19 protein-coding genes are annotated in these 24,667 nt (G+C 40.3%); 8 read left to right on the top strand and 11 right to left on the bottom strand.

All coding sequences use genetic code 11. From position 1 onward, the window contains the following. The first annotated feature begins 433 nt into the window (after positions 1–433). Entirely contained in the window at positions 434–9,253 is an 8,820-nt protein-coding gene (locus tag ABJD64_RS04550; RefSeq protein ID WP_348208191.1) for an RHS repeat-associated core domain-containing protein, read from the top strand. 12 nt (positions 9,254–9,265) lie between these two features. Then, complete coding sequence (locus tag ABJD64_RS04555) at positions 9,266–9,952, top strand: hypothetical protein (RefSeq protein ID WP_348177859.1); 687 nt, start codon at positions 9,266–9,268, stop codon at positions 9,950–9,952. Between the two features lie 113 nt (positions 9,953–10,065). Here ABJD64_RS04555 and ABJD64_RS04560 read toward each other — a convergent pair whose 3' ends face one another. From ABJD64_RS04560 to ABJD64_RS04580, 5 genes are all read right to left on the bottom strand, one after another. Continuing rightward, positions 10,066–10,866: an ABC transporter ATP-binding protein gene (locus tag ABJD64_RS04560; protein WP_348177861.1), complete on the bottom strand. Its 801-nt coding sequence runs from the start codon at positions 10,864–10,866 to the stop codon at positions 10,066–10,068. Then, positions 10,863–11,531, bottom strand: coding sequence for a molybdate ABC transporter permease subunit (gene modB, locus ABJD64_RS04565; RefSeq protein WP_348177863.1), 669 nt, complete (start codon positions 11,529–11,531; stop codon positions 10,863–10,865). Before modB ends, ABJD64_RS04560 begins: the two co-directional genes overlap by 4 nt. Then, the gene (modA, locus tag ABJD64_RS04570; protein WP_348177866.1) at positions 11,532–12,290 is read right to left on the bottom strand and encodes a molybdate ABC transporter substrate-binding protein; all 759 of its coding nucleotides are present in this window, start codon (positions 12,288–12,290) and stop codon (positions 11,532–11,534) included. It lies immediately after the preceding gene. Between the two features lie 275 nt (positions 12,291–12,565). After that, positions 12,566–12,976, bottom strand: a complete 411-nt coding sequence (locus ABJD64_RS04575; RefSeq protein WP_348177869.1) for a hypothetical protein — start codon at positions 12,974–12,976, stop codon at positions 12,566–12,568. Between the two features lie 112 nt (positions 12,977–13,088). Beyond that, positions 13,089–13,505 (bottom strand): VOC family protein, encoded by a 417-nt coding sequence (locus tag ABJD64_RS04580; RefSeq protein ID WP_348177871.1) that lies wholly within the window; start codon positions 13,503–13,505, stop codon positions 13,089–13,091. A gap of 216 nt (positions 13,506–13,721) precedes the next feature. Here ABJD64_RS04580 and nqrF point away from each other — a divergent pair, with 216 nt between their 5' ends. Continuing rightward, positions 13,722–15,026, top strand: coding sequence for an NADH:ubiquinone reductase (Na(+)-transporting) subunit F (nqrF, locus tag ABJD64_RS04585; RefSeq protein ID WP_348177873.1), 1,305 nt, complete (start codon positions 13,722–13,724; stop codon positions 15,024–15,026). 104 nt (positions 15,027–15,130) lie between these two features. After that, positions 15,131–16,285, top strand: coding sequence for a formimidoylglutamase (locus tag ABJD64_RS04590; protein WP_348177875.1), 1,155 nt, complete (start codon positions 15,131–15,133; stop codon positions 16,283–16,285). On the opposite strand, the gene ABJD64_RS04595 is transcribed toward ABJD64_RS04590, so the two are convergent. The 4 genes from ABJD64_RS04595 to ABJD64_RS04610 all read right to left on the bottom strand — a co-directional run bounded on the left by ABJD64_RS04595 (position 16,282) and on the right by ABJD64_RS04610 (position 20,133). After that, positions 16,282–16,467 (bottom strand): PspC domain-containing protein, encoded by a 186-nt coding sequence (locus ABJD64_RS04595; protein ID WP_348177878.1) that lies wholly within the window; start codon positions 16,465–16,467, stop codon positions 16,282–16,284. The two genes, ABJD64_RS04590 and ABJD64_RS04595, sit on opposite strands and share 4 nt — an antisense overlap. Positions 16,468–16,539: 72 nt before the next feature. Next, positions 16,540–16,749 carry a hypothetical protein gene (locus ABJD64_RS04600; RefSeq protein WP_348177880.1) on the bottom strand — a complete coding sequence of 70 codons (210 nt, stop codon included), beginning with the start codon at positions 16,747–16,749 and terminating at the stop codon, positions 16,540–16,542. 182 nt (positions 16,750–16,931) lie between these two features. Beyond that, on the bottom strand, positions 16,932–18,164 hold the full coding sequence (locus tag ABJD64_RS04605; protein ID WP_348177881.1) for a dipeptidase: 1,233 nt from the start codon (positions 18,162–18,164) through the stop codon (positions 16,932–16,934). 94 nt (positions 18,165–18,258) lie between these two features. Further along, positions 18,259–20,133 carry an ABC-F family ATP-binding cassette domain-containing protein gene (locus tag ABJD64_RS04610; RefSeq protein WP_348177883.1) on the bottom strand — a complete coding sequence of 625 codons (1,875 nt, stop codon included), beginning with the start codon at positions 20,131–20,133 and terminating at the stop codon, positions 18,259–18,261. A gap of 354 nt (positions 20,134–20,487) precedes the next feature. Here ABJD64_RS04610 and ABJD64_RS04615 point away from each other — a divergent pair, with 354 nt between their 5' ends. Beyond that, the gene (locus ABJD64_RS04615; protein ID WP_348177885.1) at positions 20,488–21,018 is read left to right on the top strand and encodes an outer membrane beta-barrel protein; all 531 of its coding nucleotides are present in this window, start codon (positions 20,488–20,490) and stop codon (positions 21,016–21,018) included. Positions 21,019–21,085: 67 nt separating this feature from the next. Here ABJD64_RS04615 and ABJD64_RS04620 read toward each other — a convergent pair whose 3' ends face one another. Continuing rightward, positions 21,086–21,367, bottom strand: coding sequence for a hypothetical protein (locus ABJD64_RS04620; RefSeq protein WP_348177888.1), 282 nt, complete (start codon positions 21,365–21,367; stop codon positions 21,086–21,088). Positions 21,368–21,494: 127 nt separating this feature from the next. On the opposite strand from ABJD64_RS04620, the gene ABJD64_RS04625 reads away from it, so the two are divergent. From ABJD64_RS04625 to ABJD64_RS04635, 3 genes are all read left to right on the top strand, one after another. Beyond that, positions 21,495–22,121 carry a uridine kinase gene (locus ABJD64_RS04625; protein ID WP_348177891.1) on the top strand — a complete coding sequence of 209 codons (627 nt, stop codon included), beginning with the start codon at positions 21,495–21,497 and terminating at the stop codon, positions 22,119–22,121. Between the two features lie 73 nt (positions 22,122–22,194). Further along, positions 22,195–22,767 carry a hypothetical protein gene (locus ABJD64_RS04630; RefSeq protein ID WP_348177893.1) on the top strand — a complete coding sequence of 191 codons (573 nt, stop codon included), beginning with the start codon at positions 22,195–22,197 and terminating at the stop codon, positions 22,765–22,767. A 161-nt stretch (positions 22,768–22,928) separates the two neighbouring features. After that, positions 22,929–23,348 (top strand): CBS domain-containing protein, encoded by a 420-nt coding sequence (locus tag ABJD64_RS04635; RefSeq protein ID WP_348177896.1) that lies wholly within the window; start codon positions 22,929–22,931, stop codon positions 23,346–23,348. 49 nt (positions 23,349–23,397) lie between these two features. Here the strand turns inward: ABJD64_RS04635 and rocD are convergent, their stop codons facing one another. Then, the gene (rocD, locus tag ABJD64_RS04640) at positions 23,398–24,633 is read right to left on the bottom strand and encodes an ornithine--oxo-acid transaminase (RefSeq protein ID WP_348177898.1); all 1,236 of its coding nucleotides are present in this window, start codon (positions 24,631–24,633) and stop codon (positions 23,398–23,400) included. Positions 24,634–24,667 lie beyond the last annotated feature (34 nt).

Here is a 24,667-nt window from a genome sequence, read left to right on the forward strand (position 1 = left end):
CCTTCCGGGACGACGAAACCCAAGCGTTCATCTTATTTTTTTCATACGATTAAAGAATTTTACTTCAAGGTGTTGACCTTTTGTGAAAACAGACATTAACACATATAAAATTATAATAACTCGATTACCAGCAATCTCCAATGATTATCAACTCTATGCCTAGACCATACTGCATGTTAATTCTATGCGGACTCTCACTTTTAAATGAACATGCTCTTGCTAAGAAAATGGAGGATCTGACCTTGCATTTGGTTGAAATGAAAAAGAAAATTGATGTATTAAAGAAAAAATAGTACTCAGAAAGAAAATTAATCGCTCGAGCAACCGAAATGCTAAAACAATGAAGTCCACATCATCAAAATATCATCGAATTATGTTTTTAAAGCTTAATAATTACATTTTAGGTAGATCTGCGTTCTTTAAATACTATTTATTGACTTTAATCGCCTTTTTTACTTTTGAGGCTACCAAAGCACAGGGACCTTCTCAGGTACTTTCTCAACCTAAAGGCAGTGGAGCAATGAGTATGGCTGGAAGTGCCAGCAATAATATAAATCTTAACACTGGAGAAATTAACATTCCAGTGACTCTTGCGACTATTCCAGGACGTAATGGACTGGGAGCGAGTGTAAGCGCCAGTTACAATTCAGCCGGGGTCAGGGACAAAGTAGATGTACGTAATCTACAGGCATCCACAGGCGTGCTGGGTTTAGGCTGGTCCATAGGACTCGATAAAATCAGCTGTGATCATAAAGGGACAGGCTCAAGGTTAGATGATGAGTTCTATATCAATGGAAACAAGCTGCTGAAAACCGGAGGAGATGCAACCACCTGGACCTATAGCACTTTTAGTCAGATGTTTTGGAAGGTCACATACTATCATATGGCTGACTATTGGGAAGTAATAAAGGAGGATGGAACAAAATATTTTTACGGCCAAAATGAGGATGCAAAGCAAACCATTATAAAATGGGGTAATTGGATAGGACAGTCCAGAGAACCTACTAACAGGCAAGTGATGAGTGTTAGTTGGTGTCTAAATCGCCGCGAAAACATCTATGGTGATCAGGTAAATTATACCTATGATAAGGTAACAGAACGAGTTCAGGGCTCAACTCAACTTTATACGAAAGCCACTTATTTGAAATCAATTGAGGGCAACTTAGGGCACAAAATAGTTCTTGCTTATTTAGAAAAGGATTCCAATGAATATGCCGATCCTCATACTGAGAGGGCAGAAGATACCACCAATCCAGATGCCTATCAGGAAATGTATGGCACCCGATATCTTAAATCTGTGGCAGTGATAGACCAAAGCCATTTGGTGTCACACGTAGACCACGTTGGTACGATCATAGATGCTAAAAGTTCTGTGATTGAATATCCAACGCTTGCCCAGGGCTCATGCCCAATCACGGAAACCAATGGAATAATTTCATCTGATTGTAGAATATCGCATCAGGTTACCTTTGAATATACCGCAGTTAATGATGGCGCCGATAATGAAAAGAGATTACTAAGTAAGATCAAAAGATACAATGACAAAGGGCAAATTTCTTCACCGACAAGTTTTGCCTACACATTAAGCGCAGCTCATAAAGGCATTTTATTTTCTCAAACAAGTCCAGCTGGTGCGATAACCTCTTATGAATTTAGTACAATCGCAATTCCAAATTCGGATAGAGAGATCACGGTAAATGCTCCGTCGGGATATGATGACCCAAGGATATGGCATGCAGACAATTATAGTGTGATCACCTGGTACAATGATGTGTCGGATAAGGTTTGGTTGCAATGTTACTATTGGACTGGTAAGTGGGTAAAAGTAATCGATCAGGAGATAACGCAGTACAGTGGAGCTACTATTCCCAGGACCAATGGAGAGCAGTCTTTTGACGTGGAAGTGAGAGATGATTTTTTCGCCATATTTTTTACCACATCAAAGGACATTGGAAAAATAGCCATAGGCTATAAACTTGAAAACTCTGTGAATCAATGGGCCTTACATGAAGAGGGAATTTATCTGGGAAATGGTGTGAATGCTGATCTTGTGGTGGGAGAAAAATTTGTTGCCGTGTCAGTAGAAAACAGAAGTCTATATCGATATGTGAGAACAAGTGATGATTGGATCTACTCTTATGTCAATAGAGGCTTGGGTGAATATAAAGCAGCAGCCTATCAGAGTACCCTAGTAACACATAACAATTCAGATGGCAAGATATACAGCTACTTTCTTGATCAGGATAATAACTGGAATACCAGCTCTGTAATTAACTCAGGCATCCAGGGCTTTAGCAATATTGAAATAAAAACTTCCGGAAGCTCATTTATTATTCAGTCCGAAGAGACGGTTACGAACAATAGTATCAAATACAACCCGCATCCAGTATTGCGTCAGGAATTTAACTACGAATTTCAGATGATTGAGTATTGCATTGCCAACCCCACTAAATGTTCGGAAGGAACCTGGAATAATATCGGGGTCATGAAAGCCGGAGGTGGTTGGGAGGAGCTAAAGCTTCACATGGCATATACAAATGATGCACAAAATTTCATCGACAATAATTGTAACCCGCCCTGTCCAGCCACCTGGAATACACAATACTCACCTTACACCAATAGATGGAGTGATGTATGTAAGGGAGTTGGAAATTATATTGTGGATTGGTCTGACTCTTATGAGCCTTGCTTTGTACCATGGAGCTATAATTTGGATAATGATTTGAACTACAACTGGACGACGGGTGCTTCTAGTTACCAATGCGGCCAGTGGACGAATGTGATTGACGAACGATTTTTCACCAGACAGGCCAAATTATATGAAGTTGTGTGGGATTATGATAATGGTGTGCGGTATCACTATGATGTATACAACCTTTCTGAAACCGGGTTTCTTGCCGCAAACAGCATGAACTCGTTCGATAATGAGGTTCCTAATGCCCATTTGGACGAGAACTACGTCCTGACTAATCACGATCAGATGATTACCGCAGACCCAGAGGAAGTATTACATTACAAATACTCACCGGACGGAGGGGGTACCTGGAAGAGCAGTTCAATGAACCGTTTCGATGGCAATTTGAACGATGTAGCTATGGGATCTGATCGGTACATCTATGGAGATGTTGATGATGAAAATAGATTCTACGTAAAAACTTGGGATGCCAATACCGAATGGTGGAACAGCACCCGCTATGATGCCTGGTCTTATTCCAGGATAGGAAACGATATGTTATCCCTAAATAATCAAATTTATTTCTTTGAACCGGACGGAGCACTATCCGCTGCCAACGTCTTGACCAGCAACGCGGGTTACTATTCCAGCGGAAATGAAATCAGACACGGCGCAAATTTCACTGCCTATCGAAGCTATCTGGACACGACTGACCCAGTACTGATTTATAATAGCCGGTACTCTGCTGTACAGTTTTATAAAAGTGGAGCTTTTTTGAATGGTCCCATTGAACTTGGATTCAGACGCTCATTTAGTCAGGAGTTTGAAGAGAACAATGACATATCCAATCTAGTTGGGAATTTTTCGATTGCTTCATACTACGAGGTGGTTTTAGAGAACCTAAACTTTCGACTACAAAAGTTAGATGAAGTAAGCTCAATCAAATTGCATCGGGCCGTAAATGAAAACATCTCAGGCACGCAGACGGCTTATGCAGTCACGAAAGTCACTCACAATGATGGCCATGCGATAGACGGTGTTGATGCCGTTTATGTAGCCATTGAATACCGAGATGGGCAAATGATGCCAAATGGACAGTCCGCTAGGTTCGGTAATACTTCTATCATGCCTGGAACCTATAGTAATATCACCTCAGTTCCATCTTCTTCAGGAGGCGTGATCACTTTTGGTGGAAGCACGGATGTCGCATATCGTCAGGCAGGTTTGCCATTAGGTTTCACAACTTTTTTCTTCAATCAAGATGGGGTAGCTGCTACAGAAGGCTTGGTCACATCGAAGTTTGAATACGATGCTGACATGAACGCGGTCACTAGAGTTTCTACTACGTATGATGTGATCACGGAAAACCTGGGGGCAGGCATCGGAAATTCATATTATATAAGGCCAACTTATAGAATTTCGAGTTTGGATGGATTGATCACGGAAACTACCACAACATACAATGACTTCGGACTGACTTCCACGGTTGCCACTACAAATAATGACCATAATAATATAGAGCAAACGCTGACTACGCACATCATTTATGCGAATGAAGGACAGAATCGTGAAGGGGAAGCTGATAAATTGACTAACCGAAACATTCTCACTTTTCCTTTGGGACAGTTTACAGAAGACGGGACGAATATTATTTCTCGTCAGTATGCCAGTCATTACAATTTGTACGGTGAGGGCACCCCTGTGAGTGAGGGATTACGAATTCAATCCGAAATTACTCCCTATGTGGCCTCTTCCACTCCATATAGAGAGCTGGAAGGTTCCGGTACGATAACGACGCAAGAGATTTATGCCCGAGACGCTTTTGGGAATGTGACAGAGGCCAGAGGCTTAGATGGAGTTTTTTCGACCACAGTTTACGGGTTCAATGCTTCTGTCCCACTGGCCACATTTGTCAATGCGCGGTCGAATGAAGTTTTTTACGAAGATTTTGAAGATGGATCTGCTCTGGATGGCTGGCCGGGTATGTTGGATATTGAGCCTGAGCAAACGACCAATGGAACAATGATACTCGATGGTGGAAGCGCCGATCAGGTAGTTCCGGATATAACATATGTCGGTAATACAATTGTAGAGTACAATCTTCGATTTGAGGATGGAGCCGGCATTTCCAGCGTGAGCCTTGTATCGAGTAATACCATTAAGGCTGATGTTAACGCGAATGGGCAGATTACACTTCAACGAGTTGGAGGAAGCCTGGATACTAAAACATTAAGTATCGATCCATTCGAATGGAATCATATCCGGATTGTTAAAGAGGGAGGTGATATAAAATTATATGTGAATGGAACTAAAGAGCTTGGATTGACAGAATCCTCTGGCAATGGTCATGTTCTCTTCCAAGGGTTTAGTGCCGATATAGAATATGACAACATTCGTATTTATCCGGCAGATGCATCGTGCACTTCCAAATCAATTGACCCTACAACTAAACTTGAGAAAAATGCAACCGCTCCAAGTGGGTTAACTGGTAAAGCTCTGTTTAATGATCGAAACCAGGTGGTAGCCACCATAGATGGCTATGGCAAACCAATTGGGACCCATGCATCATCATTTCGATTGACGAATGTTTATAACTCAGCCACTCCGGATCTAAGCACAAGTACCAGTATTTTAGGAGAAAATGCATTTTATGATGATTTTGAAATAAATAAAGATTGGATTGAGTACGATGCGGGACAAGGCACCAATTGGACGAGTGCTTTAGGCCAGTTGATATCCGCTGCTCCTGGCGGAGGCTCCGGCAATCCTGATGCCTTCTATTATGATTTGGGAGAAGAGTACCAGGGCTCAGTAAGTGTTGAATTTGATGTCCGCAGTTCTTCAAGTCTGTCGAGCTGGAATTTTGGTTTTGCAGCTGGAGGGAGTGACTTTGATGGTCGTAGCCCGGGAAGTAGTGAAAATGCCATTTGGGCAGCATTTAATGGTACTAACTGGCAGACGTATCATGGGTCAGTCTGGCATACGATTTCAAGCGCTCCGGAAATCAATCTAAGAAGTTATAGGATCAAAATCGTAATCGATTTAGATCAGGATAGGGCTGATTACTATATTGATGGAAGAATATTCCTGAAGGACCAGCCTCTTAGACAACCTACTTCTGGGATTCAGAAGATTACATTCCTTAATTATGGGAGTACAGCTGCAGATTGGATGATTGACAACCTGTTGGTTTATGAAGAAGGAATTCAATCCACCTCGTGGGTGGATGCCCATGGTAAAACGATACAGTCGCAGGAAGAAACTGGAGATGACAAGCGAATGATCTCTCAAACCTTTTACGATCATGCAGGTAGACCGCATCTCTCGACTAAGCCGGTCGAAACCACAGGGAAGCTAGAGTTCATTTCCAACTTTGCCATTTACAATTCATCCACCGGCGCAATGAGCGGCCTGGCAGCTACTTTGAATAGCGATTGTGGCAATTATCCATATGCAGAAGTTAAATATGAGCATTCTCCATTGAGCCGACAAAAAGAAATCGGTCAGTATGGTAGCACATTCAATCTGGCTTCCGGACATACAGCTACTTCCGATAGTTATATGCTGAGCAATGCTTCGGCAACGGTAAAGGGACTCTTTCCAGGATATACCGAAAGCAGGTATTATGTTAGAGAATCCGAAAATCAAGATGGACATACATCCTATGTCTTAAACGATAAACTGGGGAGAGTGATTATGACAGCTTCACAAACTGGAGCAAGTACATATGTCAAGACTGGATATGAATACGATGCACAAGGGAATGTCATTAAAATCAAACCTCCGAATTATTACAACCCTCCTCATGGAAGTGCCAATGATTTTGTATCCACCATGCAATATGATGGCTTGGGTCAGTTGGTCTATGAAGATCGACCAGACACTGGAGTAAGACGTTATTATTATGATGTATTAGGTAGGCTGAGGTTTATGCAAGATGCTCAGGCTGCCTCAGATGGTATGGTATTGTATTGGATCTATGATGAGTTGGGTAGACTTACCCAGAACGGTAATTATAGCTCGGCATGGGATGAGGAAACTTTCGCATCACTTCTATCGGATAGTGAGCTCACTTTTGCGAATGGTACTTTCACTGGTACTTACGATGTAAAAAGCAAGAATATTTATTTCGGAAATAGTGCAGGAGATCCAACCACTTTTGAGTCCGGGTCTAACATGACTGCAAAGGCTGACTATGTAATTATAAAACCAGGTACGTGGATCAAGCCAGGGGCTGTATTTTCAGTAAAAAATCTAACCAATCCATTGATTTGGAAACGTAAATTCGAGTACTCCGAGCATGCCGATCACACGATCAATAATTACAGTCTCGAAAGCGTATCTGGTCATGAAAGCAATGGAGCCGAAGTAATAGAGGAGTACGAATATAACGACCGTGGTAACCTGGTCAATAAAAAGCAAAAAACAACAGGCTTTGACGATAACTTCTATGACATAGGCTATACTTATGATGCACTTGGTCGAACAGTGAGTGTGGACTATGGAGACGGACTTGAAGTGGGGTATACCTATGATGCTTTGGGAAGAATACAAGCCATAGGTATTCCTGGAGATCAGGATTTATTTGCCACCTATTCCTACGATGATCATGGCCAATTGGCCAATGCCTTGCTCAACAATGGAAGCATCGCAGTGGGCTACACCTACAACGAGTTGGGTTGGCTCACAGGTATAAATAGCAACCCTTACAGTGAGTCTATCGACTACACGAGCAATGCCTATGGGTCACCGAGTGGGTATTATACCGGTAAGATCTCTAGAATTTCACATTCATATGCCGGTTCCCTCTTAATACCGGATCATACCATGAGCTATAGCTACGATGGTTTGAATCGCATGACCAATGAAAATTCAAGTATCAATGGTGCCTTCAATGTTCAGTATGATGCCAATGGCAACATTACGTCTCGAAAAATGCCCACACAGGGCAATCAGGTCAATACCTATAATTATTACCCGGGTACCAACCGAATTAAGAACTGGGATGGAGCAGGTGATGATTATACCTACGACGCGAATGGCAATACGGTCGGTAATACCAAGAAGGGTTTAAGCTTTACCTACGACACGTTTACCAATCTGACCTCGTCCTATACATCTGTGGTGAGTGGAGAGTTTCATTACGGTGCCAGTGACCAGCGTGTACTTAAAACCAGCAACTCAGAGAAGATTTTGTATGTCCACGGGCAAAATGATTATCCCCTGGTAGAGTACCATGAGGAGCCTGATGGATCTATAATTAAGTATGCCTACATCTATGGATCAAATGGACTCGTAGCCAGTAAACAAGGTGCTGAAGGTTGGAAATATTTGATTAAAGATCACCTGGGTTCGGTTCGGGTCGTGATGAACAGCAGCAATGTGGCTGAAGAAGGTCATGGATACACAGCCTACGGTAGTGAATTGATCACTCCTAGTACAGAGAACATCAGCTACCAATACACGGGTCAAGAACGTGATCCGGAGTTGGATCTATTCAACTATCGCGCACGATTGTACGACGAGGAAACGGCAACGTTCTACGCAACTGATCCTGCCGGACAATTCCACTCCCCATATTCTTATGTAGGAGGCAATCCAGTCAATATGGTGGATCCTACAGGAGAGTGGGGATGGTTGTTAGCCGGAGTAGTGAATTACTTGTGGTCTGTAGGCGAGAGCCACTTTGAACAAGGACTGTCCTGGTCGGATTCCTTCTCATTCGACAATTCACCACTAACCTTTTCAGGAAATATTGAGGCGAATTGGGGATATCAGTCTGGTAGTTATTATGCTCCGGGATCGTATAGCGGGGCATTGGATTATCAGGATGCACACAGCCCTATTAGCGGATTTTATGGCTTTACTGATGCCGCTATTTACAACAGGCACGTTAGCGCAGGGACGAGATTGCCAGTTCATGAGGTTGTAGCGCAAAATGGATATTTTACTGATTACTATAGTCAAAACTTTACCGGTGTTTATTCTCATAGTTATGAGTATGATATTTTTGATTTTATTTATTTTCGTGAAATAGTTTCTCCTCGAGCGACAGGAGCAATAGAGCCTGTCAATATTGAGTTTGAAATAGCACTACTGATAACGACTTCAGGAATTGGTAACGCAGCGACTAAGTCTGCACAATTGACGTCTAAAGTAGCGACTAATTTAATAGATGACGGTATTAGAGTCTTTGCGGATGATGCACTATTGCTTGCTAGTAATACTGCTAAGAAAGGACTTACAAATAACCAGTTAGTTACAAAGTCGGCAACACTTGCTGAAAAGGCTGTAGGAGGTACCGGAAGATTTGCTGGAACGGCTAAGCATACATATGCAACTAATTTGTTGAGAAGATATCAGGGTATTTATGGAAATAGAGGGCTTCGAACGAATGTTTATTTTAACGGTCGAAACGGGCGAGGTTTTTTAGATGTCTTGGATGAAACAAATGGTATTATTTATGATTGGAAGTTTGGTAGACCTTTTATGAGTAATTCTCAATTTACCAAATACTCTCGACATTGGAGGTTGCCGGTTAATATTGTCGATCGTGCAGGTAATGTAATTCCACGTTAAAAGTTTTGAAATATGCCAATAAGCTCTGCAGATAAAAAAGAAACAGCTAAAACATGGATTAAAGCATTTCCAACGCTTTGTGCTTATGCACAAGATAAATTGTATAAAGTTGTAGGACCATTCATAATGGGAATAGAAATTATCAAATTACCTAGAGTTGATGAATATAGACCGCATTTTGTTCTGTATCCGCTTTATGGGAATTCGTCTGGAAGTGATCTTAAGGCTTGTATGACCTATCCCGTTTTGCTTTTTGAGTTCTTTAATAAAAAGAATTTACAATATTCAATAGCTTATAAGAATAGTTTGTCGATACTTCAGGAGGTATTTACAGATGTTAAGAATCAATTGGCATTTAATATTGACGGTGAAATAGATGTCACCTCTTTTTATAAATTAATTGATACACAGATTAACAATGGGCTAGTGAAAAAACAATTGAAGGAACCTGAATACTATGAAGTCAAATATTATTCAGCTTTATATCTTTCAAGTAAAGAAGCAGAAGTCATATTAGAGCAAATACAAAAAGATAGTAAGTCTTGGGACATGAATAGATTTAGCGCTTATTATGGAGACTTTGAAAATTGGCTCAACGATCTGAAGAAGGTAAAAAGAAGCAAATTTATTTCCGTTATTGAAAAAAACAAATCAGATAAAAGGATTGCAAAATTGCAGCAATCAGAATTGAAAATTTAATTTTTGTCCCAACTGAGTGCAGAATAAAAAGAAATGACTAGGCGTAATCCCGATTACTTATTGGGACTGCGCCTTTTTTTAGATTATAGCAGATGCTGTGACGAGAAGGTACTTCAAGAAATAGTATTGTCAGGCAAATTCACACTCACCACTTTGCCGTCGATCATAATGGCCATAGAGGTTTGGTCACTGGTTTTAGTTACAGCCAATACTTCGCCTATCGTATCAATAGTTTGGGTACCCTTAACAAAAATATCTGATGCCGCACCCCTTTGAGAAAAACTACCATTCTCCATAATCAATACTTCGTCAGACAACTTGAATACCTCTGGCAAGTCATGGCTTACAAATAGGATCGAGGTATTGACAATTTCCTGGAAGGCCAGAATCTCCTCCTGGAGTTTAATTCTCATTTCAGGATCAAGTGCTGATAGCGGTTCATCCAGAAGTAACAATTTGGGTTTCCTGACAATCGCACGAGCCAATGCCACGCGTTGTTGTTGACCTCCCGACAAGCTAGCAGGCATTCTTTTCAGTAAATCGCCCAGATCGGCGATATCAATGATTCTTTCAACCAGTTCATGGTCGTTCTTATCTTCCACACCATATCGAATATTTTTTAGAATATTCATATTGGGGAAAAGGGAATAATCCTGAAACAAGAACCCAACATTTCTTTTGTTGGCCTTGATATTTATTTTTTTAGAACTGTCGTACCAGATTTCATGATCTATAGATATTACTCCGCTATCTGGTTTCATCAGTCCCGCAAGCATACGTAATAGACTACTCTTCCCCACTCCTGATTTCCCATAGAGCGCCATGATTTTTCCCTGTTCCCATTCAGCCTTGAGTTGAATACCAACTCGTTTGCCGTGAGAAACAAAGGTCTTATGTAAATCAAATGTTATCATTTTACAGAACTAAATCCTTTTTTGTTGAAAAGATAGACCAGCATCAATATAGTGAAGCTAAAAAGAAGGAGAATGAAAGAATAGGTGTGAGCGGCACTATAATCCAGCCTGTTTACACTATCATATATGGCTATAGAAGCGACTCTCGTTTCATCCAGATTTCCTCCGATCATGAGTACTACTCCAAACTCACCGATGGTATGGGCAAAACACAAAACAATCCCTGTAAGTAAAGATGTCTTGATATTTGGCAGGAGGACTCTGATCAACGTTTGCCATCTGGATTTGCCCAATGTATAGGAGGCTTCCTTGAGTGATGGCGACAGATTCTGAAACCCAACCTGAATAGGCTGAACCATAAAGGGTAAGCTATATATCATTGAGCCTACAACTAATCCAGTGAAAGTAAAAGGGATGTTGACATCAAAATGATGAGCTAAATAGGCACCTATGGAACTGTTGTTGCTAAATGTAACTAAAAGGTAGAAACCCAAAACAGATGGAGGAAGAACCAGTGGCAGTGCCACCAATGCTTCAAAAAGGAACTTAATTCTGGCCTCAGAATAAGCCAGCCAGTAGGCGAAAGGAATCGCAACTATAAATAATAATGAGGTCGTTGTAAGCGCCAGTTTTAAAGTAATTAATAAGGGACCCCACTCTATCATCTAATTAACATTGTACCCAAAGTTGAACAAAATACTACGTACTTCATCAGAAAACATAAAATCATAAAATAACTCCGCATGAATAAGATTGTTCTCCTTTCCATGCTTTAGTATAACTATTCCCTGATCAATAGGGGCATACAACTTTTGGTCAATCTCAATGCTTTTCCCTTTTTCTGTTACATGAGGGGAATAAAGTACCGATTTGCTAGTGATGCCAATATCAACGGCTTTCAATTGAATGTATTGGTTCACCTGACCAATGCTCTCTCCAACAATAAACTTGGTTCTTAACTGATCATATAATGAATCATTATTTAGAGCTTCCAGTGCCGCTATGCCATACGGAGCTATTTCAGAATTAGCTATGGCTATTTTTTCTATCTCATTTTGTCGTAAACAATTTAATCCACCGTCCAGATCCACCGAACTTTTAAGAGTCCACAAGATCAAGGCTCCGTGGGCATAGGTTTTTGGCTTACTGGCGGCAAGTCCTTCCTTATATAGTGTGGATGGATAGAGCATATTGGCAGACATAAAAATATCAAAAGGTGCACCTTGCCGAATTTGAGTAGTTAATATACCGGACGAACTGCTAGAGGCCTCAACTTTAATTGAATATTTAGCCTCGAATTTTTCAATGATTTCCTGCATGGCATATTGCATGTTTGCCGAGACTGCTACCGTGACTTTGGCCTCATTAGAATTTCTACATGAAAAAGCAAAAAGTAAAAAAATGACGGCTATTACCTTATACATTCATAAAATTTGATTGCTATTAGTTGTTAATGTAAACGGGTCGTCCAGTTAAATGAACCACAATCCTATTGAATATCAAATTTAGTTTAAACGGATAAGATGGGAAAAGAGGACAGTTTTTCATTTGAAGCCGAAACTTAGGGCCTTGATCCTCATCTTCGTTGCATGAAGGGCTGCATCATTAATTCGATGCAACCACAGTCATTTGCAACGGATGTACGCAGAACCTTATTGGAATTATCGAAAGAAAGAAGCGATGTATAATTTCCAAATGGCTATTTCTTCTCTGTTAGCTTCCACCCAATCCACGCCATGGGTAAATATGCTCCCACGAGGTCAAGTACATTGAACCACATGGGGCTTGGAAAGTCCATCACCATGGAAGCACCACCATAAAGGAACCATACACCTATGGCGAGTGCAAACTTCATCTGATGGTTAGAAGCAATTTTTGCAGCTGTAAATGCGCCCACAAGTGTACCTAATGCATGTGCCAAAAATGGCGCAATGAAGTGTTTCGTTTCAAATAATGGCATGTGGGCTTTGAGACTCTCCATATCCATTGGATTCATACCTTCAGGTGGGGGAATAATTACATGTCCGAGCATGATCAGGCCTATATTAACAATGCTACCGATGATAATTCCAGTCACCAGGGCCAGGATGTTTTTGAGTATTGGATTCATTCTATAATAGTTTAGGGCTTAACAATATAATGATTTCGTTTGATTTGGCTAAGAATTCCGTAATCCCATCCTCTTAATAAACAAGGAGACTACAGTTTTCTAAAAAACATTTCTACATGGTGGTTTTTCCATCATATTCCTTTGTAAATACCCCATCTATTGGCTCCCAAAGCTCAACCTTATGCCCATCCGGATCCATAATCCAGGCAAACTTACCGTATTCGTATTCTTCCATTTCGCCAACAATTTCAACACCTTCTTCCTTGAGAACTTTGAGTAATTCTACCAGATTATCTACCCGATAATTGATCATAAACTCACTCTTAGACGGTGCATAATATTCCGTGTCTGATCCCATGGGACTCCATTGTAAATAACCAATTTTATCAGGGCTAGCACCTTGTCGAAATTCAAATAGAGAACCATATTCATTAGTGACTAAACCCAAGTGTTTACTGTACCATTCTTTTGCTTTTTGCGGACTCTTACTTTTGTAGAATATACCGCCAACTCCTGTTACTCTTTTCATAATTATTGGTTTTGATTTAGCCAAATATACCAGTTGGAGCCCGTTTCAAGCTCACCCGAAAGTATGATTTACAGTCTTTTTGGTGTCGCATCTTTTTTATTAGAATTAATTGCTATTAACCACTATTTAAATGGGTATCGTACAGGGAATTTTTACTATTTATTCTTTTATATTTGTGCCTGAAAAATGGAGACGGAAAATTTTAATTAGAGAAAGATGTCCTTTATCATATTTACATCAATAGTCGCTTTTACTGTCGTAATACTTCTATTGGTTTTTATCCTGCTTTTTGCACAGTCCAAATTGGTTCAATCAGGAGACGTAAACCTTGTTATCAACGGAGACTCTTCAAATCCTGTGGTAGCCTCTGCGGGCTCTACTTTGTTGACTACATTGAGTGCACAAAAAATATTTCTACCCTCTGCTTGTGGTGGAGGTGGTACCTGTGCCATGTGTAAATGTACAGTGACAGATGGTGGCGGAGACGTTTTACCCACTGAGGTTGGTCACTTAAGCAGAACAGAGCAAAAAGAAAATGTACGCTTGGCTTGCCAGGTTAAAGTAAAGCAAGACATGGACATAGAGATTCCGGAAGAGATTTTTGGGATTAAAAAATGGGAATGCGAGGTGATCTCCAATTATAACGTAGCCACATTCATTAAAGCATTTATAGTGAGACTACCAGAAGGTGAGAATCTAGATTTTGAAGCTGGAGGATATATTCAGATCGATGTGCCGAAGGTAGAAGTTGATTTCAAAGATATAGACATTACACCAGAACCTGGTGATCCTGCCGGCCCGGACAAATTCAAAGAAGACTGGGACAAATTTGGTCTTTGGGATTTGAAAATGAAGAATGACGAGGAAATCTTCCGAGCTTACTCCATGGCCAACCATCCTGCCGAAGGGAACATTGTGATGTTGACCATCAGAATTGCTACCCCACCTTGGGATAGAGCAAAGAACGCATGGATGGACGTAAATCCTGGGATTTGTTCTTCATACGTATTCTCAAGAAAGCCTGGAGATAAAGTAACTATTTCAGGCCCATATGGTGAGTTCTTTATCAAGGAGACACCTGCTGAAATGATCTACGTAGGTGGTGGAGCTGGAATGGCTCCCATGAGATCACACTTATTCCACCTTTTCCATACCTTGAAGACAGGCAGAAAAGTGACCTACTGGTATGGCGGAAGATCGAAAAGAGAGTTGTTCTACGAAGACGATTTTAGACAGATCGAGAAAGAATTTCCGAACTTTCAATTTGAAATCGTTCTATCTGAACCTCTTCCCGAAGACAATTGGGTAGAAAAAAAGTCTATCGATGACAAAGAAGGTGATGGTTTCTTGGGATTTGTTCACGATGCGGTAATTAATCATCAATTGAAAGCTCACGAATCTCCAGAGGATATTGAGTTCTATTTCTGTGGACCTCCTATGATGAACCAGGCAGTGCTCAAGATGTGCGACGATTGGGGTGTGCCAGATGAAAATGTATCATTTGATGATTTTGGAGGATAATTTGAAATCTCAATCGAAAGAAAATAAACAAAAAACCCTGGCGATAACGTCAGGGTTTTTTTATGTAGTTTTGACAAAGACATCACCTTAACAATGCCTGAAGTATGGACTTGAAACTTTATTTCGATCCTGTAGATCAAAGCCTGTCTAATCGACGTTTTTCCACCGATTCCTTTATCCAATCTGTTTATCTGAATGAGGATAAAATGCCTGATATCAAACTGATGGATGTGGCTATAATAGGCTTGAAGGAGACGCGAGGAAGCAGCACGCTTGGGCAAACAGGTGTGAAATTGATTCGAGAGAAACTATATGGCTTAAAAAAGGGAGAGGGTGCTTGCAATGTTGTAGACCTTGGCAATCTCAGAAATGGTCCAGACTTGGACGAAACATATAAACGGATTCAGACCATTTGCCATTATCTAATGACTAAGGATATTCTACCCTTTCTCATTGGGGGTTCGCATGATTTGGATTTGGGTCAATATCTGGCCTATCAGGAAGAGGATAAAATGGTGAGTATGCTCAATGTCGATTCCAGATTTGATCTGAATGACAAAACAGAATCGGATCCAAATGAAAATCATATTCACAGGATTTTTACTCATGAGCCAAATTACCTTTTCAATTTTAGCCAGTTGGCTCATCAATCATACCTGGTAAATGCGTCTGCAACTAAAGTACTTGAGCAATTGAGTTTCAGTCCGGTTCGATTAGGGGCTTTGAGAGATGATATCAAAAGAATGGAACCTCTTATCCGTGAGGCAGATATGCTGACTTTCGACCTTTCGGCTATTCAAAGTATTTATTGCCCGGGAGGCCATAGAAGTGAGATATTTGGTTTGACCGGTGAGGAAGCCTGCCAGATTATGTGGTATGCGGGTATGAATGACAAGCTAAGCTCGGCTGGAATCTATGAGTATAACCCTGAAAAAGATACTCCTGATAACCCTACGGCTATGGTTGTCGCTACCATGATATGGTATTTCATTGAAGGCTTTAAAAATAGAAAAGGAGAAAAGGGGTTCCAGACTAATGACTACATGAAATATGTGGTATCATTTGACGCCGAACCCGAATCTATAGTTTTCTACAAAAGTAGACTTTCGGATAAATGGTGGATGGAAGTACCCAATACAACGCATGTAGGAATTTATGATAGACATTATATTGTGCCCTGCGATTATACAGACTATGAATTGGCCACCAAAGGAGAGGTTCCGGAACGATGGATCAATACGTATTCGAAAATGACTTAATAATCAGGCATGATTAGCCATAGAATAGCATAAACCAACAAGCCCGGAAATCCTACAGAACAAATAGAAAGAACTACGTATGCAATTCTTACCAATGTAGGGTCCAGGTCAAAGTAGTTGGCAATACCACCGCATACACCTGCCAGCATTCGGTCTGAGGATCTTGTGAGTCGTCTAGTCATAGTTTTATTATTTGATTACTAATTTATCATACTTTTTGAGAATGGGAAAGGTACTTTCTAAAATTGAAATGATTATTTCAATAGACTGAGTAGCTTAATATGCAGCTTTCCCGTGGGGTCGAAAATGGGTGCTGAATGCTCAATAGCATCCCTGTCAGGATCTGATAGCTGCGACTCAGAATCGAAACCCACTGCATTTGATTGAAATCCGATAGCGATAGCCGCCAATACACCTAACAGAATCAGGAGTATTTTAGAATATCTGGCATCAAATTTTTTCATTACAGTGAGTTTAAATTCTTGAGTAAAGGTTTGAGTTTTTGACCTTGCCAGAATTTTTACAATACTTGTGCCAACTTTTGTAAGTCACTGTTATACAATAAGATACAGGTATTAATGAAGGAAAATCAAAAAAGAGTGTCTCAAATACGGACACTCTTTTAACTAAATGTGATCGATTTGTATCAATTTTTGCCTGCAGCAGTCAGGACAGCATTCCAGACTCTGAATACATTTTTGTTGCATATTTTTTCAATATCTTCTTCCGAATATCCTCTTATCAACAATTCTTCGATAAGCTTAGGGTAGTCTGCAGTGGTCTTAAGACGGGTGGGAAGAGAGTTGCCCACACCATCGTAGTCGGAGCCGAATGCCACATAGTCTATACCTACCAGGTTCTTCACATGATCGATATGATCTGTGGCGTCTTTTACGTCAGCAAAAAAATCGTTGGATTCCATCCATTCATTTTCATATACTGACCATACGGAATCAGATGCGCCAGGATTTTGGGCCATGAATTCCTTCTTTACTTCTTTTAAGGTGTCGTACTTAAGCCGTGATTTATGCAGTAGGAAAGTGGAACCAAAATTGATTTGTATTACACCGTTGTTTGCAGCCAGCTTTCTAATCATGTCATCACTCATATTTCTTTCGAACCCGGGAGTAAATTTCCTTACTGATGAATGAGATGCAATACATGGCACGTTGGTCATAGCCATCACTTGATAGAATGTACTATCAGATACGTGAGAAATATCGACCATGATGCCCTGGGCATTCATTTCCTTCACTACCTCACGTCCGAATGGACTCAATCCATTCCAGGTTCTGGAAGGGTCGTATGATGAATCGCAAATTAAATTGTCTTTTGAATGAGTGAGCGTGACGTATCGAATACCCCTATCGAAGAAATATTTTACATTTTCTAGGTCGTCTTCGATCCCTGACCCATTTTCCATACCCATTGGAAGAGAAACCAATCCATTTTCAAAATTTCTTTGCACATCGCTAGGCCCACTTGCCAAAGCGAAGTGTTTTGGAAATGTAGTTGTAATTTGTTCTACCATGGTGATGAGAGAATCCGCCAAAGCTTTCGATGCTCCTGATTTTTTTTGTAACGATGCGGGAATGTAAATGGACATAAATGGTGCATCCAGACCACCCTCTGAAGCTTTTACGTAGTCAAAATTACCATTGACCAACTCAGATAAATCAGGCAGTTCACCGGATGTCATATGGCCTTCTTCGGCTAGTCTGTAGGGTAAATCTATATGACCATCGGTAATAATAAATTTTTTGGCTAACAGTTCCGCCTGTGCTTTGTAATCGGGAGCAGAAGAAGTCGATTCTTGTGTTTTTTTGCAGCCCGATAGAACTGCAGAGGCTAGGAAGGTGACTAGTACTAATTGTCTCATGGTTTGTTATTTAATATTCGAGTCGGAAATTAGATAATTATGTTGGCTATTGAAAAACAAATTATTCAGCGGTAATGCCGCTTGGCAGCTGATGTCAGTTTATTTCTGACAATTCGAGCCAGCGCATTTCCATTTCATCCAGTTTTTCCACAATTTTTTCAACTTCATTTGACCACTCGGTGAGTTGTACGTGATCTGTCTCTCCAGAATTTAGAAGGTCGGAAAGTTCTTCCTTTCGCGACTCTAGTTTAGGCATCTCCTTTTCAATGGCGTCGAATTCTTGTTTTTCTTTGAAAGTCAGTTTTCGCTTATCCTCTTTTTTGCTTTTGGGTGTTTCTTTTCCTCCGGAATTTTGTTTGGACGGTTTTTGTTTATCGATCGGCTCAAGGCGATAATCAGTATAATTTCCATGAAAATCCCTGATCTGATCACTTTCATCAAGCACAAACAGATGATCTACCAATTTATCCATAAAGTATCTATCGTGCGATACAATCAATAAACACCCGCCAAAGTTGTCGAGGTAATCTTCCAAAATGTTAAGAGTAACAATATCCAGATCATTGGTAGGTTCATCAAGAATTAGGAAGTTAGGATTGGCCATTAGAACTTTAAGTAATTGAAGCCTTCTTTTTTCACCGCCGCTGAGTTTTGAAATGTGAGAATATTGCGATTTTGGAGGAAACAAAAATTGATTTAATAGTTGAGAAGCCGTGACAGTGCTGCCATCTTCCAATGTGATCACTTCGGCTATTTCTTTAATGGCGTCGATCACTGTTTTGGACCCATCTTCCTGAATGGTATCTTGAGTATAGTAGCCGAATGCGGTATTAATTCCTTTGTCAATGGTGCCAGAGTCGGGTGACAAGACGCCAGTAAGGACATTCAAGAACGTGGACTTTCCAGTACCGTTTTTGCCGACAACCCCTACCTTTTCACCACGAGTAAAAATGTGGGAGAATTGTGAGAATATGGGTTTGTCTCCAAATGACTTCGTAACCTTGTTTAGTTCCAGAATCTTCTTGCCCTGTCGTTTGCCGCTGATTTTGATCTCTAGTTCGGACTTACTCAGATTCACATTGGCCTTTTCCTTGGTTTCATAGAAAGCGTCAATACGATACTTTGCTTTTGTCCCTCTTGCCTTGGGCTGTCGGCGCATCCATTCAAGCTCTTTGGATAACAGGTTTTTTGCTTTGTCTTTGGCTTGCTGTTGCCACTCTTCCCGCTCGGATTTCCGTTCCAGGTATTGACTGTAGTTGCCATTATACTTAAAAATCTGTCCCTGATCAATCTCAAGAATTTGGTTACATACTTTATCTAAAAAATACCTATCGTGAGTCACTATCAGGATGGCAAGATTTTGAGAAGATAAATACTCTTCCATCCATTCAATTATATCCAGATCTAAATGGTTGGTAGGCTCATCGAGGATTAGAAAATCTGGCTCGTCCAATAGCGCTTTTGCCAATGCGATTCTCTTCTGCTGGCCTCCGGACATGTCTTGGATGGGTTGAGAAAGATCATTAATACCCAGTTTTCCCAGAATTTCCTTAAGACGGTATTCATAGTCCCAGGCATTAAGACTGTCGATCTTTTCAATCAGCTCTTGTACGCGTAATTGCTCTTTGTCGGAGGGATCTGGTTTTTCGATTAACTTCCAATATTCACTAAGTACCTGGGCTTCAGGGTGAGTGCCTTCTGTTATAGAGTCCAGTACGGTATGAAACCCACTTAAGTCCGGTGCCTGGTCGAGAATGGAAACTTTCAAATCTCTCTGAAAAGAAACCACTCCTTCATCCGGATTCATCTTTTTGGCTACTATGTTGAGCAGCGTGGATTTCCCACAGCCATTCACACCAACTAGCGCTACTTTTTGGCCTTGGTCAATACCAAAGGTAATGTTTTCGAAGAGTTGTTTGTCATTGAAACTCTTGGTGAGTTTTTCTACTGATAAGGCAATCGGAGGCATGTAGTAAGTTTCTTGTAAGTGTGGCTGCAAATATAGAAGCTCCTTAACTTATAATGGATAGAAAAGTAACTGAAGTGAATAGCGGCATGACGGAGATCGATAATTCTAAAAAAATGGTTATTGACAGATTTATCAGCCTTTCCTAAGAATTAAGAATAGTAGGGCCTTATCAGGTTTTAATGATATATGAAGTCTATGTTATTTAATATTTTTATTAGTTCGATTAAAATTTAAATGTATACTTGCGACTGTCTCGTAGTTGATCAGCCTGTTCGAGGCTCTTTAAATAGAATCAGATGGGCTGTGATTCAAGATCGAGCATTAATAGATTTATACTCATCAAATTAAAAAGTAATGAAGAAAACATTAGCAATTATTTTACTCACGTTAAGTGTATCAGCTGTAAGTTATGCACAAGAGTACAAACCGTTTCAGTTGTATATTGGCCTTGGATACGCCATTCCTGATGGTGGAGGAGGAGTTCTTTTTGATATAGAACCTGCCTACCGTATCAACGACCAACTAGCCGTTGGGTTGAGGTATGAAGCTGCTGTGATGGCAAAAAATCTAGGAGGTGGAGTTGAGGCTAGCGCTTCGGGAGTTAGCTCTTATACCTTAAATGGCAGATATTATATTGGAGATAGCAATTTTAGACCTTATGTAGGTGCCGGTTTTGGTATTTACAGCTTAGGTACTGTGGAGGTTGATGGTTCTACGGCATCAGCCGACTTCGGTACAAAGTTTGGGTTTTATCCAAGAATTGGATTTGATGCAGGGCATTTCAATATAAATATTGACTACAACATTATTCCTAAGGAAAACGATGTAAAAAACAGTTATATCGGAATCAGAGTTGGAGCCTTCTTGTTCGGTGGCAAGAACTAAGTAACATAAAATGTAAAAAAGGGCTGATTTTGAGTTCAAAATCAGCCCTTTTTTTTAAAGCTTGTGTTTAGCTCTTCTTCCTGAAAGCCGCTTCAGCAGCCATTTTTATTTCTTCGGCGGCAGAGCTCAGATGTGATTTGATCTCATCCCACTTCCCTTCGTTTTTTTCCTTGAACGACTGATATTCATCGTCTAGCTTACCCTTTTTCTTTTTCAACTCTTTGATTTTTTCCTCAACCTCATCGCGAATATCATCTTTGGCATCCTTGGCCTCTAAGATCAAGTCATCAATTTTTTTACCTAGTTCTTTAAGAATTTTCTCGACTTGTCCTTGTTGGTCTGTGCTCATGGTGGTAATTATTTTATTTAAAATTAATTAATAATACTGAATATTGAATCCAGGGTTTTGCATGTGTCCAAATTATATTTTATCTAAAATTGCATATCTTTTATAAGTACGAACAACTCATCTTCAAATGATCACACCCTATATCGTCGGGATTACAGGCGGAAGTGCTTCTGGAAAAACTTTGCTTTTGAACGAATTGAAAAAATCGTTTAAGGAAACAGATTTATGTGTACTGTCGCAGGACAATTACTATAAACCATTGGCAGAACAGTATGTGGATGATCATGGCATAGAGAATTTTGATATTCCATCTTCCATAGATCATGAGGCATTTGCTCATGACATTGAAAGGCTGAAAAACGGTGAAACCATAGAGGTAAAGGAGTATATGTTCAACAATAGTGACCGGGAGCCAGGGGTATTGATTCATAAACCTGCACCGATTCTAGTCATTGAGGGCATTTTCGTCTTTTATTTTCAGGATGTGGCGGAGAAACTTGATCTAAAAGTATTTGTTGATGCCAGGGACCATCTAATGATCAAGAGAAGGATTTTGCGGGATGCCAAGGAAAGAGGCTACGACTTGGAGGATGTGCTCTATCGCTTCGAAAATCATATCATGCCAGCATACAAAAAATACATCAAACCTTATAAACACGATTCGGATATCATTATTCCAAATAATAACGATTCCTTCAAAAATGGATTGGGCGTGTTAACAGGTTTTCTAAAAAGTAAGATTCAAAAGGGGTAATTTTTGTATTTGATCTTCATAAATTAAAAGTCAGAATTGATGGATCTAATGCAACTCAATTAAGCCATTTGATATGCAGGGGAAAACAAGAAAATGCGTGTTTGTCATTGGCCCGGAAAGTTCTGGGAGTATGCTAATAGCTAAGATCTGCTCCCACGTTCTTGGTATTCAAGCATATGGAAGCTGGGATGGGGCTGGCTGGAGCGACGAAGGCCATCACAAGGTATGTCACCGTTCTTTACCCTATTCTAACCCACCGGTTTTCCCGGATATAGATGCCTGGATTTCCACCAACAAGGACGAGTATAATATTCACTTCGTTCTGACAACAAGAGATCTTATGATTTCTGAAATTTCCAGATTTGATAGGTTTGCTAAGCCCTTAAGACAATCCAAACTAGAATCGGAAAAAGCCAAAGAAATAATGAAGGGTGTAATGAATAAAGATCAAAAATATCTGATTTGGTCTTACGAGACTTTTCTCTTTCTTGGGCTTGACTATCTTCAGTTGCTCTACCAATTTTTAGATGTGAAGTCTGATTTTATTCCTGACCTTGTCGATGGAAATAGAAGTAAAATTGTAAAAATCGGATTCGGTAGGAAAGTGAGACATTTTTTGCGTCGCATCTATAAGCTTATTAGCTAAACTCTTTTGGTAGTTCTAAATAATCTTTTACAGGTGTTGACGAGCGCGATCTTACCCATATGCTTTGTTATTGAGTAAAGTCATGTTTTGATCTGACCTAGCCCATTCGTTTGCTCGAATCCATGGTCTAATTTGATGCAACAATAAATAGAGGTCAAATTATGAAAAGAAGAGAGCATATATCCGCAATTATGACTAGGGATGTTTTGACAATCGATGTAAATCAATCCCTGCATGAAGTAAATGAAATTTTAGCAAAGAATCACATTCGCCATTTACCAGTGGTTTCAGGGGAAGAATTAGTGGGTATCATTAGCCAAACTGACATTCTTAGGATTAGTTTTGGAAATACCTTTGGAGCGGGACAAGAAGATGCAGATGAAGCTATTTTTGACATGTTATCCATAAATCAGGTCATGAAGCACGAACCAATGATTATTGGACAGAATCAAACCATTCGGGAAGCTGCTCAGATATTTACTGAACAAGAGTTTCATGCGCTGCCAGTTTTGGATGGAGATAAAATTGTAGGGATTGTGACCACTACTGATATCATCAAGTATTTCCTTGAGGCATATTAAAAGGCCAGCGTAAAATATACACTGGCCTTTTTATTGAGTGATACTCAATTTATTTCGTAAACGCTCTAATTGTCTTCTCAATAATATCACAGCAATCGTGTAACTGCTCTTCAGTCATTACCAAAGGCGGAGCAAATCGAATGATATTGCCGTGAGTAGGTTTGGCCAATAAGCCATTTTCTTTCAACGCCACACAAATATCCCACGCAGTTGAGCTGTCAGGGGTGTCGTTGATAATGATGGCATTAAGAAGACCTTTACCCCTTACTAGTGTAACCATGTCTGTCGTTTCGATGAATCTATTCATACGATCTCTGAATATTTCACCTAATCGCTGAGAATTCTCTGCTAATTTTTCTTCTTTCACCACGTCAAGTGCCGCCATGGCTACTTTCGCAGCAATGGGATTACCACCGAAGGTAGATCCATGCTGACCTGGCTTGATCACATCCATGATACGATTGTCGGCCATTACAGCAGATACAGGATATACGCCACCCGAAAGTGCCTTACCCATGATCACCATATCCGGCTTCACGTTTTCGTGATCTACAGCTAATATTTTTCCAGTTCTTGCAATACCCGTTTGGACTTCATCCGCAATAAACAAAGCATTGGCTGCCGTACAAGCTTCTTTGGCTGCGGTTAAATATCCTTCGTCCGGAACGAAAACGCCAGCTTCACCTTGAATAGGCTCTACTAAGAAACCAGCTACATTAGGGTCTTTCAACGCTTCCTTCAGAGCATCAATGTCATTGTGAGGGATTTTGATAAATCCACCTGTGTATGGGCCGAAATTCTTTTGTGCGTCTGGATCATTAGAGAACGAAATGATCGTAGTGGTACGTCCGTGGAAATTGTCTTCAGCCACGATGATCTTGGCTTCGTTTTCTGGTGTGCCTTTTACTTCATAAGCCCATTTTCTACAAAGCTTGATAGCCGTCTCTACAGCTTCAGCACCTGTATTCATTGGTAAAATCTTGTCGAAGCCAAAAAATTCAGACATGTACTTTTCATACTCACCGAGTGAGTCGTTGTAAAATGCACGAGACGTCAAAGTCAATGTTTGAGCTTGCTCAGTAAGTGCACCTACGATTTTCGGATGACAATGTCCTTGGTTTACTGCTGAGTATGCAGAAAGGAAATCATAGTATTTTTTACCTTCCAAATCCCATACATGTACGCCCTCTCCACGCGATAGTACTACCGGAAGTGGATGGTAGTTGTGTGCGCCGTACTTATCTTCTAAGGCAATCGCCTGCTCGCTAGTTAGTTCTTTCACCATGATCGTATATTTTGGGTTGTTCAAACAAAAATGA

This window comes from Reichenbachiella sp. (assembly GCF_039944555.1).
Classification (GTDB): domain Bacteria; phylum Bacteroidota; class Bacteroidia; order Cytophagales; family Cyclobacteriaceae; genus Reichenbachiella.